The organism is Myroides guanonis (genome assembly GCF_900114085.1).
Taxonomy (GTDB): domain Bacteria; phylum Bacteroidota; class Bacteroidia; order Flavobacteriales; family Flavobacteriaceae; genus Flavobacterium; species Flavobacterium guanonis.
In genome coordinates this window covers 1-14,251 of the sequence record NZ_FORU01000021.1, presented here as the reverse complement: position 1 = coordinate 14,251, position 14,251 = coordinate 1, and the positions used below count along the sequence as shown (strand labels likewise).

The 14,251-nt window shown below is 29.6% G+C and carries 10 protein-coding genes; 7 read left to right on the top strand and 3 right to left on the bottom strand.

What is annotated here, in order from left to right; translation table 11 throughout:
- Positions 1-133: 133 nt before the first annotated feature.
- Complete coding sequence (locus BM024_RS13295; protein ID WP_090681398.1) at positions 134-2,392, bottom strand: ATP-binding cassette domain-containing protein; 2,259 nt, start codon at positions 2,390-2,392, stop codon at positions 134-136.
- A gap of 187 nt (positions 2,393-2,579) precedes the next feature.
- Between BM024_RS13295 and BM024_RS13290 the strand changes: the two genes are divergently transcribed.
- From BM024_RS13290 to BM024_RS13280, 3 genes are all read left to right on the top strand, one after another.
- The gene (locus BM024_RS13290; protein WP_090681395.1) at positions 2,580-3,359 is read left to right on the top strand and encodes a helix-turn-helix domain-containing protein; all 780 of its coding nucleotides are present in this window, start codon (positions 2,580-2,582) and stop codon (positions 3,357-3,359) included.
- Positions 3,360-3,434: 75 nt separating this feature from the next.
- Positions 3,435-4,061 (top strand): NAD(P)-dependent oxidoreductase, encoded by a 627-nt coding sequence (locus tag BM024_RS13285; protein WP_090681392.1) that lies wholly within the window; start codon positions 3,435-3,437, stop codon positions 4,059-4,061.
- A 160-nt stretch (positions 4,062-4,221) separates the two neighbouring features.
- Complete coding sequence (locus BM024_RS13280; RefSeq protein WP_090681390.1) at positions 4,222-4,653, top strand: hypothetical protein; 432 nt, start codon at positions 4,222-4,224, stop codon at positions 4,651-4,653.
- Positions 4,654-4,761: 108 nt separating this feature from the next.
- On the opposite strand, the gene BM024_RS13275 is transcribed toward BM024_RS13280, so the two are convergent.
- Together BM024_RS13275 and gcvT are read right to left on the bottom strand one after the other, a co-directional pair.
- Positions 4,762-5,472, bottom strand: a complete 711-nt coding sequence (locus tag BM024_RS13275; RefSeq protein ID WP_090681387.1) for a YebC/PmpR family DNA-binding transcriptional regulator — start codon at positions 5,470-5,472, stop codon at positions 4,762-4,764.
- A 99-nt stretch (positions 5,473-5,571) separates the two neighbouring features.
- Positions 5,572-6,654, bottom strand: coding sequence for a glycine cleavage system aminomethyltransferase GcvT (gcvT, locus tag BM024_RS13270; protein WP_090681385.1), 1,083 nt, complete (start codon positions 6,652-6,654; stop codon positions 5,572-5,574).
- Positions 6,655-7,225: 571 nt separating this feature from the next.
- Between gcvT and BM024_RS13265 the strand changes: the two genes are divergently transcribed.
- From BM024_RS13265 to BM024_RS13250, 4 genes are all read left to right on the top strand, one after another.
- Positions 7,226-8,869 carry a helix-turn-helix domain-containing protein gene (locus tag BM024_RS13265; RefSeq protein ID WP_090681382.1) on the top strand — a complete coding sequence of 548 codons (1,644 nt, stop codon included), beginning with the start codon at positions 7,226-7,228 and terminating at the stop codon, positions 8,867-8,869.
- A gap of 95 nt (positions 8,870-8,964) precedes the next feature.
- Positions 8,965-9,936 carry a helix-turn-helix domain-containing protein gene (locus tag BM024_RS13260; protein WP_177190215.1) on the top strand — a complete coding sequence of 324 codons (972 nt, stop codon included), beginning with the start codon at positions 8,965-8,967 and terminating at the stop codon, positions 9,934-9,936.
- Positions 9,929-11,089: a helix-turn-helix domain-containing protein gene (locus BM024_RS13255; protein WP_090681376.1), complete on the top strand. Its 1,161-nt coding sequence runs from the start codon at positions 9,929-9,931 to the stop codon at positions 11,087-11,089. The genes BM024_RS13260 and BM024_RS13255 overlap by 8 nt, the downstream gene beginning before the upstream one ends.
- A 964-nt stretch (positions 11,090-12,053) precedes the next feature.
- Positions 12,054-14,251: hypothetical protein (locus tag BM024_RS13250; RefSeq protein ID WP_090681375.1), on the top strand; the 2,198-nt coding region annotated here is incomplete at its 3' end.

Sequence of the window (14,251 nt, the reverse complement as noted above, 5' to 3'; positions counted from 1 at the left end):
TACAAAGATGTGTGGATTTTATAACCTATAAAATCCGATAATTGCTATATTATTAAAATTTTTGAAAAGAAGATCACTTCAATTAAAAAGCATTGTTCATACAATCATAGAATCACACAGTAGAAGGTTATGATTATTTGTCATGAGATATATGTTCTCTTAAACATGCCGCTGTTATTGATGATTTGTCTTTTAATAATTGTGTGACGGTTCCTGTAAATATTATATTTCCTCCGTATTTACCTGCTCCAGGCCCTATATCTATAACCCAATCTGCTTGTGAAATTACATCGAGATTATGTTCTATAATGATTAGGGTGTTTGCTTTTTCTACTAAATTATTTATAAAATTCAGAAGCATTTGTGTATCATTCGGATGTAATCCTGTGCTTGGTTCATCGAGAACTATTATCTTATTGGAATGCTTTAGTTCTTTTGATAGTTTGAGGCGTTGTCTTTCTCCTCCTGAAAAACTGTCTAGACGCTGTCCTAAAGTAAGGTAACCTAATCCTAATCTAATTAGTATATCAAAGGTTTCGAAATAGAATTCGTCTTTAAAAAAGTCGATTGCTTCTTCAACAGTCATTTCCATTATCTCTACAATATTTTTATTATTGTATATATATTTTAATACTGCTGGTTTAAATCCTGAACCTTCGCAAATTTCGCATAATTGTTCTATGTCATCCATAAATGCTAAGTCGATTTTTTCTACTCCATTTCCTTTGCAACTTTCACAAGCTCCTTCACTATTTCTACTAAAAAGTTTATTGGATACATGGTTTGCTGTCGAAAATCGCTTTCTTATATCGTCAGATAAATTCAGATAAGTTAGCAAATTGGAACGCTTGTTAGCGACGAATAAGGATTGGTCAATAATGGTTGTTTCAGGGTGTGTTTTTGGTAATTCCTTGTTAATTAATGTGCTTTTTCCTGAACCTGCTACACCTGTTACTACTGTTAAAACATTTCGTGGGATTTTTACATAAATGTTTTTAAGATTATGCAAATGAGCATTTTCAATTTCTAAATATCCTTTTGCTTGCCTTGGGTTATGGTTGATTAGAGGTGTTTGTGCAAAGTAAGTTCCTGTTTTTCCTTTCGAGTTTTTGAGTCCTTTGAAGTTACCTTCATATATAATTTCACCTCCTTTTTTTCCTGATAGTGGCCCCATATCAATAACCCAATCAGCGACTTTAATTAAATCGGGGTCGTGTTCAACGATTAAAATCGTATTTCCTTTATCTCTTAGTTGTTTAACGATGGAAGCGATATTTTGTAAATCTTTTGGATGAAGTCCTATACTGGGTTCATCGAAAATATAGATTAAGTCTGTTAGATTATTGCCTAGATTTCTTACCATTTTTATTCTTTGACTTTCACCACCCGAGAGTGTACTTGTGATTCTGTCTAAACTTAAATACTGTAAGCCTATGTTTGCAATATGTTGAAGCTTATTTCTAAGCTCCACAAGAACGGTTTCTAAAGTTGAAGATTGAAGCGAATTTACAAAAACTAAAAGCTCTTCAATTGAAAGTGCCGTGCAATCCGAAATGTTTTTATCATTAATTTTACATGAAAGTATGTTTTTATTCAATCTCTGTCCTTGACAAGATGGACAAGTTTTTGTTATGATGATATGACTTAAGGCTTCTTTCCTAATGATATTCTCTTTGGATTGCTTTTTTAAAAATGAGTTCGCAATTCTAGGGATTAATCCTTCATATTTCATGGTTTTACCCCATTCTTTATTTGGATTCTTAGGCTTGTGTTGTGGAGCGTTTAAAAGTATTTCCCATTCCTCGGCAGTATAGTCATCTAGTTTTTTATCGTTGTCGAAATAACCAGAAAGAGTATATCTCAATAAGCGGTAGCCTCCAGGTTGGAAAGTAGGAAATTCTATTGCCCCTTCATTTAAAGATTTTTGTTTATCAATGAGTAATTCTACATTAACGGTTTGTACAAAACCAAGACCTTCGCACTCAGCGCACATTCCTAATGGATTGTTGAAAGAAAATGCATTAGAGTATCCTACAAATGGTTTTCCTATTCGGGAAAAAAGTAATCTTAAAGAAGCGTATACATCTGTTGCTGTACCTATTGTTGATCTAGCATTTCCACCTAACCTTTTTTGATTTATAATGATTGGTACATTTAGGTTTTCAATTTTATCTACATCTGCAACACCAATGTGCTGCAAACGATTTCTGATGAAACTGCCTTGAGTTTCGTTGAATTGTCTCTGTGCTTCAGCTCCAATTGTTTTAAAGACTAACGAAGATTTTCCTGATCCTGAAACACCAGTAAAAACAGTTATTTTATTTTTCGGTATTTGTAAGGATATGTTTTTCAGGTTATTCTGTCGTGCATTTGTAACTATAATTTTCTTCATAAATAATTAACTTTGGTAATAATTAGCAAAGTAAGGTTTTGGTATCTAGTGAAAATTGTAAAATTCCCGAAGTTTTTAAAATGTATAATACACATTGAAATTTTACTATTTTAAAAAACAATAAATAAATAGCTTTCAGAATTAAAATTACAAATAAAAATATCTTTAAATTAAGTATTATGAATTTATGAAAGCTGTTTTTAAGACTGTCGTTCCTAATAAGTCAATTGACTTATATGTGAAAAACATCATGTTATTTGAGAAAGAAAGAAATCTCTATACTTCATTGCCTTTTTTTGCCGATGGCTACCCTGGATTGATGTTTCAACAGACCGAGCAAAGATTAGTGGTGTATCCGTATAATAAAACTATGTCTACCGTATTTTTGTATGGTCAAACTCTAAATCCAATATCGCTTGAAATATTCGGGACCTATAGGATTATTGTTTTTCAATTATATCCATTTGTATTAAAATCACTTTTTGATATCCTTCCAAATGATATTAAAGATAATTGTTGTGATATGACCGATTTCTTAAAAAGGATTGGGACAGATTTTGATAGCAACTTATGTAATGGCATGACAACTAAGGAATTAATTGAATCCATAACAGAAATCATTATTCTGCTTGCTGAAAGGAAAACAAAGAGCCTTGATAAAAACATAGTATGTGCCGTAAAAGATATCATTGAAAGTAAGGGACAGAAAAATATTCAATCAGTTATTCTAAAAACAAGTTTAAGTAGTCGAACTTTTGAGAGGCGATTCCTTGCAGAAATAGGGCTTAGTGCTAAGCATTTTGCGAAAATTATACAATTTCAATCATCAATGAAACAGCTTTCATCGAAGGAATATATCAAACTTACTGATATAGTATATCAGAATGGTTTTGCCGATCAGTCTCACTTTATCCGCTCTATTAAAACTTTTACTGGTAGAACACCTAAATATTTTAAGAACCGATAAATGATGTCGTATTTGTTCTATTTCATTTCAATTCTATTGAGCAATTTTACATAATAAACTTAAAATTAGGAACTAATGAAGATTGTTGTATTTGGTGCAACTGGCACTGTAGGATTAGAGATTGTTAAACAAGCGTTAGAAAGAGGATATGAAGTAACGGCTTTTGCACGTGATCCTGAAAAATTATCGGAATTGAGAAAAAGCAACTTGTTGATACATAAAGGTGACGTTTTAAATTCTAAGGATGTAGAAGATTCAATTGCAAGACACGATGCCGTGATTTGCTCATTAGGGGATGGTCGCATCGGTAAGATTAGGGCTAAGGGAACTCTTAATATTATTCAATCTATGGATAGACTTAATATTAAAAGATTTATTTGTTTATCAACTCTTGGTGTTGGTGATAGCTACGAAAATCTTAATTTTATTTGGAAACATATAATGTTTGGGTTTTTTCTTAAATCAGCATTTAAGGATCACAAATTACAAGAACATTATATTTTTAAAAGTTCACTGATTTTTACGATTGTTAGACCAAGTGCACTTATAAATGGAGCAATTACGAATGATTTCAAAATTGGTTTTGACGGTAAATTTAAGGATCTAAATTTGAAAATTTCTAAAGAGGATGTCGCAAATTTTCTACTAGAACAACTTCATAAAGAGGATTATTTAATGCAAGCTGTTAGTATTTCTAATTGATTATGAAATGAGGGTGAAATTTTTAGAATCGAAATTAAATAGCCCGAAATATAGTAACTATTAAAAAAATAAACAATTTTTGATTTTTTACAATTTTAATAGTAGCTCAATTAAGAACTTGTAAGTTTATTTATTGTACTTACAAATAAGAATTATATAAATGAAAAAAATTGAGAAAAGTGTTTTTAATAGACTTATAGGAGTTTGGGAAACAAGAGGAACTATTTTAAGAGATAATATAAATTCAAAATTGGTTGGAATTGATAGCTATGAATTCATTCTTGAAGGGAACTATATTTTGCACAAAGCTAATGTGATAATGGGAGATATTAAGAGCGAAACTTTTGAAATTATAGAATTGGATAATTCTTTTGAACAGGGAAAAATGTATTACTATAATTCAAACGGGGAAAAAGGTTTGATGAGAGCTAGTTTGTATGAAGATGCTTTTATTATTAAAGGGGATAACTTAAAGTTTGAAGGTTCTTTGAAAGAAGAAGATACCCTGTTAATAGGAAAATGGTACTTACTTAGTAAAGATGATGAGTGGATTGAATTTATTGATTTGAAGCTAACCAAATTTGGAGTATAAAATTATTGGATAACCCAATATCCTTTTGGAGGGTGCTATTTGTGTTAAATAAAAAATCCTCTGACATTTACTGTAGAGGATTTTTATTATTTTAGATTTGAAAAAATCTTAGTTCATAGTGTGAAAAACATTTTGAACATCATCGTCTTCTTCAATTTTTTCAAGGAGCTTTTCAACATCAGCTATTTGTTCTTCGGTTAATTCTTTGGTTACTTGTGGTATCCTATCGAATCCTGAAGAAAGTATTTCTATATTTCTATTTTCTAGTTCTTTTTGGATAGCTCCAAAACTTTCGAAAGGAGCATAAATCATAATTCCATCTTCGTCTTCGAAAATTTCATCAATTCCAAAATCAATAAGTTCTAGTTCAAATTCTTCAATGTCTATTTTATCGTCTTTTGGTATTCTAAAATTACAAGTGTGATCAAACATAAACTCGACAGAACCTTGAGTTCCAAGTGTTCCATTACACTTATTGAAGTAACTTCTAATATTAGCAACCGTTCTGTTATTATTATCTGTAGCTGTTTCTATGAGTAGCGCAATTCCGTGGGGTGCGTATCCTTCAAATAAAACCTCTTTATAGTTTGCTGTGTCTTTATCGGTAGCGCGCTTTATAGCTCTTTCGACATTGTCTTTAGGCATATTCGCAGCTTTGGCGTTTTGGATTACAGCACGAAGTCTTGAGTTGGCCTCTGGATTTGGACCACCTTCTTTAACCGCCATTACAATATCTTTACCTAGTCTGGTAAATGTCTTTGCCATTGCAGACCAGCGTTTTAACTTTCTACCTTTTCTAAACTCAAAAGCTCTTCCCATAATTCGTATACTTTATTTTTTAGTAGTGCAAAAATACATCATTATTCAATTTTATCATAAAAAAAAGGAAGGTACTTTAGACCTTCCTTTTAGTATGTTTTATTTTTTATAAAATGGTGTTTTTACGATTTTTGCTTCAACATCATTTTTACGAATTCTAATTAATATTTCTGTTCCTTCTTGTGCTAGGTTTGTTGGCACAAAGCCCATTCCTATTGCTTTTCCTAGGGTAGGAGACATAGTTCCAGATGTAACTTTTCCTATTACATCGCCTTCTTTATTAACAATTTCGTATCCAGTACGTGGAATACCTTTTCCGATCATTTCAAAACCGACCAATTTGTTTTTTATTCCAGCTTCTTTTTCAGCTTTTAAATTATCACTGTTAACGAATTCTTTTGTGAACTTTGTAACCCAGCCTAATCCAGCTTCTAATGGAGATGTTTCTTCTGTTATTTCGTTACCGTATAAACAATATCCCATTTCTAACCTTAAAGTGTCGCGTGCTGCCAATCCTATTGGCTTAATTCCCCAATTTGCTCCTGCTTCAAATACTTTTTCCCATACAGCTTTAACATCTTCATTCTTAACATATAATTCAAAACCACCAGAACCTGTATAACCTGTTGCAGAAATTATTACATTCTCAATGCCTGCAAATGTTGCTGTAACAAAACTATAGAACTTAATTTCAGATAGATTTACATCTGTTAGACTTTGCATTGACTCAATAGCTTTTGGACCTTGAATAGCTAATATAGAATAAGAATCTGAAAGGTCTTCAAAAACAGCATCTACATTATTTTGAGAAGATACCCATTCTCTATCTTTATCAATGTTTGAAGCATTAACAACCATTAAATATTCTTCATCGTTCACTTTGTATGTTATTATGTCATCAATAACTCCGCCTGTAGTGTTTGGTAAATAACAGTACTGTGCTTTTCCGTCAACTAGTACTGAAGCGTCATTTGAAGATACTTTCTGAACTAACTTTATTGCATTAGGTCCTGAAATTTTAAATAAGCCCATGTGCGATACATCAAAAACTCCTACGCCATTTCTTACCGTTTCGTGCTCAGCATTTACTCCTTCATATTGAACAGGCATAGAAAAGCCAGCAAATGGAACCATTTTAGCTCCTAATTCTTCATGTATATGATTTAAAGTTACTTGTTTCATTGTATTGAAATTATTTATTAATTATTGGCGCTAAAATAAGTCTTTTAATGATTTGAAAGAAACGTTTGCATAACTTTTCCTTTAGCATATATAAAGGAGTTATTTTGATGTCAGCTACTCTGAAAAAAAGGAATATCTTAAAGATAGTTGGTTGATAATTTACAAGGTTTTGTTTACGATTGGTTCTAAATTTAGTTGTAAATTAAAGTAATATCTAGTGAGGTTAAGACTACTTAAGGTTAAAAGTTAATAATTAGTTAATAGTATACGATAGCTATAATTAGGTTTTAATGCGGGATTTTTTCATTAAATATCTTTATTTCAGATACTTATGCTTTGTGTTTTGATTTTTATATTACAATAGTGTAAATATAATTTAATAGAGAGTAATTGAGGCTTTTTGCGAATAAATAGAGATAATTGAAAACTTAAATTTGATTATTTCTCATTTATTTTAAGCTAATATGACAAAAATCATATTTATTTCTATTTTAAATCGATTATTTTGAGGTATAATAATCATGTTTTTGAATTTAAAACAAATTGATTTAAATTATATTACATTTGCGTTATGAGAAAGTTGTTAGGTTTATTTTTGATAATGTCTAAAATGAAGGTTAATATTCTATTTTTTTTAATTGTTTTTTTAACTTCACATACTTTGTGTTCCAAAGAGTCTATTGACAAATTTGATAGTATTTTCAGGAAAGTAGTAGTAGAATTAACGGGTTCCCAACCAGATTATGCAATTCATGTTGCTGATTCTTTATATAAAAATTCATCATCAGAGACTTTGAAGATGCGTTCTTTGATGCTTTCTGCAAATATTTACCAAGAGATAAATGATAGAAAAAATGCTCTAAAACTTAGTAAACGAGCATTAGAGTTAGCACGTACTAAGAAAGATATTGAATGGCAAGCGCGTATACTTGGATTTATTTCTACACAATATCGAAATATTGGATTAATTGAAGAGGGAGAAAAATATATTTTAGAGAGTGTATTGGCTATTGAAAAAATTGAAGATTTGGTTAAAAGGAATCTTTATAGGGTATTGTTATTACAGGAAAAAGCCTATTATGCTTTTGCAAAGAAGAATTATAATATTGGTCTAGAATACTTGGAAGAGTCTGATAAAGTTTTTGATTTAATACCTATTTCTAGTAACCATGGTTACCACCGAGCTATTTCTGAAGAGCTACGTGGACGTTTATATTTGGAAAAAAAGGATTTTTTAAATGCAGAGAATGCATTTCTTAAAGCAAAAAACTTTTTAGATCCATATAATAATTTTACTTATCCTTTATATGGTTATATCTATACTGGATTAGGAAAAACCGCTTTTGAAAATAAATATACTACAGAAAAAGTTAAAGATTATTACAACCAAGCTTTGTCTTTAGCAGAGTCAGGTTTTAATAGTAATCTAAAATTGTTTTTATATGGAAACTTAGTAGAGTTTTTTAAGAATACTGGTGATTGGGAAAAATATGGTGAATTCAACGAAAAATTGAGATTGGAGCAGAAAACGACGTCATCCTATAAAAATGAAACTATAAATCAATTGTTTGATGAGAATGTTTTTGAGAAGACATTATTAGAAGAGCACTATAAGCTTTATCTAACTATAGGATTAGGAGTTTTAAGTATATTATTATTGATTTTCTATTTGTATAGAATTAGAGAACTGAAGAATAAAAGAAAGTACGTGTTAACTTTAAAATATTTTGAAGAGAATAAATTAAGGTCCAAAGAGATAATTGGAGGAGTTATTGCTAGAGAAGAAGTGCTTTTGAGTTCTCCTTCTATACTTAAGGAACAAAAGTGTAACGATTTTAAAATATCTTCTCAAACTGAAAAAAGAATACTCAGGAGGATTGAAGAGTTTGAGGAAAGATTGTTATTCTTAGAATCAAGTGTGTCCATTTCTTTTTTAGCGTCATTTTGTGATACAAATATTAGATATATCTCAAAAATATTAAGAGATGAAAAAGAGCAAGATTTTAGTTCCTATATAAATACGCTGAGGATTTTTTATGTAATTCAAAAGTTAAAAGAGAATAAAGAATATAGGAGTTATAAAATAAGTTATCTAGCTGAAATTTCTGGATTTTCATCTCATAGTAAATTTTCGTCTGTATTTAAACAAGTTGTTGGATTGTCTCCATCAGAATTCATTGATTTACATAATAAATTTGAAGTTACTGATAATTAGTGTTGTAAGTTTTTTATACTGTCTGTTTTCGGAAAATGAACAGCCAAAATATTGGGAAGTACAAAAAAAACAACGTGTTTTGTCAAAAAAATATAATGCAATTAATATTGAATATATCGGTAAGTGACATACGTTGTAAAAGACGTTTTCTCTTTATTTCAACATTTCTTTTGTTATTGATTGTTGAATTATTATTCTTTTGGAAAACTGAATCTATTGTGCTGGTTGCATTTAATGGACCTGTTTTATTTTTGTTTCAGTCATTATTTATAAATGAAAAGGCTAATAGTTTAGAAGAAATAGCAATTCATTTAGTAATCCCATTCTTGTATTTATGTCTTTTCAATTCTACTCTTAGTCAATATGAACTCTATAGTTTTGGTATTCCAGCCATTTTGCTATGTGTATATGGTATTTTAATTTTAGTCAAAGGAGTCAAACATAAGGTTGATTTACATATCAGTGTTTGGGTAAAATATTTGAGTTGGTTTTCAATTATACTTGGAGTTCTATCATTTGTACTTTACTTGAGAAGAGAAAATATTGTTAATGTACAATTCTGTGTCTATCAGTATATTATATCTGTATTTGTTTTTACTATCATTTATACGCTGTTATTGATTTCAAATTTGATAATCTTCAATATTAAAGAAAACTCTAAATTATTAAAGGATAGTAAGGAGGAGGAAAGGCAAAATATGACGATAGATATAACTACTAAATCGGGTAAGTTAGTTTCAGAGTATTTTTCTGTTTCAAAGGATTATTTAAATCCTAATTTTTCTTTTGAAGATTTTGCCTTACAGATGGGAATGGAAAAGAAAGTTCTTACCTCAGTTTTGAATCATGAATTGAATATCAGCTTTTATAATTTATTGGCTCTTAATAGAGTAGAGATGGCAAAGAAGCTTATCGAAACACAGTCGGAAATCTATACTCTAGAATATATTATGATAGAGTCTGGTTTTCGCTCTAAATCAACTTTTAATAGGAATTTTATAAGAATTGTAGGTATGACTCCATCTGATTACAGAGAACGTTATTTTAAAACTGAAGCTAATGTTTGATCATAAACAATTATTGTCTTTAATATTTCTCTTCGGAGTTTTGGTTTTTACTATTTATAATTCCATATTATTTAAAAGGCAAAAAGAGAATAATCATATTGTTTTTAAGGCATTATATTGCTTTAATTTCTTTATAATGTTTCATGCTATTTTAAGTTTTACTTCAAATCTTATTTTTGATGATCGTTTTTTTCTTGATCTTGGGGACCCTTTAGCCCTTTTTTATGCTCCATTTTATATTTTAATATTAAAGTTAGAGAGTGGTAACGTTGAAAAAATAAATAGGAAGTTTTGGTTTTATAATTTTTCACTCGGTATCTTGTTCTCTATCGTTTTTTGTTTATTAATTTTTAACAGCTATTTGTATCAGTTGTATGTTGCAATCTACGTAAAAGTGTTGTTTGGAGTAATTGGTGTTCAAATGATTGCGTATGCGGTATGGGGAATGTTGTTAATTCAAAAGAATAGAGTCGTTGGAAATAAAACTAGAGTATGGAATCTTTTTTTTGACGGATTAATTGTTATTTGCATAACGGGCACTTTCTTTTTTACAGGAATACATAAAGTGAATGAACTTTTGGTGGGAGATATTGAAAGTAATGTATATATAGTTCATTTGTTTATGTTATTGGCTTCTATTATCATACATAGGGTTTTTGATAAGAGGTTTCAGTTTAATAGTACTGCTTTTAAAAAAGAAGATTTTAGTTCATCTTCGTTGATTGAGAAGAATGTTAGTTTAGAAGATAAATATTCTAAGTCTAGAATTGATGCCGAGTTATTGAAGGTTTATGCTCATAAAATTGGCTCTTTAGAATCAGATTATTTTTTGAGAAGCGATCTGAATATTGAAAAGATGGCTCTTGATTTAAAGATTTCAACGCATCACTTATCACAAGTTTTTTCAATAGCTTTTGAAACTAATTATAGTCAATATGTAAACAAGCAACGTGTATTGTTTGCTTTGAGTTTACTACAAGATCAAATTTTGTTGGAGGTTGATAAGAAAAAATCAATTTCTGAAATTGCATTTTTATCTGGGTTTAATTCGGATAGTTCTTTTTATAGGGCTTTTAAAGATAGTTACGGTCTATCTCCAATACAATGGGTAAAAAAGGAAGAGACAAATAAGTTGAAATCTTCTGATTTTTAATTTGATGTTTAGAAGCTATATGGAGATGATTCCCAAGTACTTTTGAAGTATATAATATTACTTTTTGGATTAAACTCTTTCCTTTTTTTAATGATTTTTATTAAATGCTATGTTTAATAAATTCATTCTTTTTCAATAATGATATCCTTGTGTCTATTTGTTTTAACTCAATACTAGGATGTATGTCTAGTATTGTCGTATACGCTATAATATTTTTGATTTAAGAGTACTGTATAAAATACTGTAGTAATTTAATTATATCATCTGTTTATATTGGACTTTAACTTTATAACAAGTTTCGTTATTCTCAATTTGTCTTGTTTTGTCATAATTACTTAAAATTTTGATGTTGATTCCCTTAGAGGTGAGTTGTTCTGCCATCCCAAATTAAGCATCTTACATATTGTATTCTTGAGATTTATTGAGAACATTTATCAATTTTAGTATAATGTTTTTAGATATTCTATAATATGGTAATATGAGTTAATTTGTATGTCCTCATGCTTCTTTTTTAGATTTAGAATAAAAATATCATATGTAATTATGTATTTATTGAAGTTTTATACATTTATACATTAAAATATTATAAAATGTGATTGTTTTTCAGATTATCTATCTAATGAGACACAAGCTTTTATCATATTTCGGAATATGAATAGAACAGGAACTAGTTTTAAGTCAGTTTTAAAATTAATTTATGTAAGTCGTTGATTTTTAATTAATTGATTTTTTGTCAAATAATTGGTTGCGCATACTAGATAATTTTTTGACTGAAATTCCATATTGCTAATCCTTTAATTTGTTAGTGAATAAAAGGATGATATGTGTGAATTTTTATCTAATAGTGATTTTTCATATAGTTATTGTTTGAAATTAATAAAATTATAGCTTTTTCATTCCTTTTTTAAAATCATGAGTGTTTTGACTTTTAAAAGTCTTTTATGAATTAAAAAAATTAGAAAATATGAAAAAAAGATTACTTACAGTAGCATTTTTAATGGGAGCCTGGGGTGCGTATTCACAGGTTGGTATTGGTACTATCAGTCCAAATAAATCTTCCCAATTAGAAATTGTCGCAAAAGACAAAGGGGTATTAATTCCTCAAGTTCCATTAAAAGGATTAACTGACAAAACAACCATTGTAAATGGAAATGTTTCTAGTTTATTAGTTTGGAATACTAGTAGTGTGGCTGATGTGACACCTGGATATTATTATTGGATGCAAAACAAATGGTTGCGTATCCTTGATACTGATACTTTATCAGATTTAGATTCTAATACTACTAACTCAACTTTAAGTGTTGTTGGAGATCAATTAGTTCTTACTGATAGTGATGGTAATAAGGTTTCTATTGCATTGAAGTCTATTAATTTACCGACATCTTTGGTTAATAATGGAGATGGTACATATACCTATACTTCTGAAGATGGAACTACCTCAACTATTAATGTCCCTTCTGATGTTATCAATAATTTTTATGATATCATAAATAATGGAGATGTATTACAAGACCTTATAACAGTTTTAGGAGATACTTATGTTGGAGGGAATGTTTATTATGACGGTACCAAGTTTACGTATGTTGATCAAGCTGGTAATTCACATATTATCAATTTTAAAGATGTAGTTAAAGCTAATGAAACGATAACAAAACTTGTAAATAATAACAATGGAACCTATACTTATACCAATGAAGCAGGAGATGCCGTAACTATTGATGTACCTGCAGATGTTATTAATAATTTTGAGGATATTATCACAAACACCGATGTATTGAAACAGTTGGTAAAACATTTGACGAATACAACAGTTGGTGGAAACGTGTTTTATGATGGTGATAAGTTTACTTATATAGATGAAAATAATGTAGTAAAGAATATCACTTTTGAGGAAATTATTAAAGCAAATGAAACTCTTACAATTCTAAATTATAATGAAGTTACAAATGTTTTAACGTATAAAGATGAGGATGGTATTGATACAGTTATTGATTTAAACATTGGGTCTATTACTTATGATTCTAGTGAAAATAGAATCACATACAAAGATGGAAATGGCCAATCTACTCCTTTGACCTTGAACCAAACTAGTTTAGTTTATGATAAGGCAACTAAAGTATTAACCTATACAGATTCAAAAGGTGTAGCTCATGCTATTGATTTAGGAGCACTAGTGGCAGCTCATGAGACAATAACCACTTTAGTTAATAATAACGATGGAACCTATACATATACTAATGAAGCAGGAGTTGCTGTAAAAATTGATGTTCCTGCTGATGTTATTAATAATTTTGAGGATATCATTAATGAAGGGGATGTTCAAACAATTCTCAATGAGTATATTATCAAAAAAGTTGGAGGGAATGTGTCTTATGATGGTAATGACTTTTATTATGTCGATAATAGTGGGGATTTAGTAAAAATTGATATAATTGATAAGGTAGTAAATAATATTAAGAATGAAGGAGATATTTATGATGAAATTATCAATCTTATTAAAAACAAATCTGATGTTCTTTTAGACAATGGGAATGGTACTTTTACCCACACCTCTGTAAATGGTACTCCTGTTACTTTTGATGCTAATACGACTAGCGTAACAGTAGCAGATGGAGTTTATACATTTTTAAACGGAAAAGGTGATATTATCACAACTATAGATACCAATGTTGATGCATTTGATGTTACTTATAACAATACTATTTCAGGATTAACATCTGAGAATGTGAAAGATGCAATAGATGAATTGGCAAATACAATTGGATCTAGTAAAGGAGATTTAATTGTTGGTGGCGGAATAGAATTTACTGGTGGAAAAAATGGACTTGCTAAACTTCTGTCTGATGCAGCTATTCAAATTGCAGATGGAGGAGTTACTGCTTCAAAGATTGGTGATAAAGCTGTAATTGCTACTAAGTTAGATGGTGGCTTAGGAACAGAAGGTCGCGTTGGGGTAGCTAATGCAAATGGAGACGTTATTTACAAATCACTAGATGAAGTTGTTAAAGCAAATGAGACTTTGACAGTTTTAGCCTATAACAATACTTTGAATCAGTTGACTTATACCGATGAAGATTCAACTCCAAAGGTTATAGATTTAAATGTGGGTTCTATTTCTTATAGCGCTACTGACAATGCTATTACCTATACTGATGAAAAAGG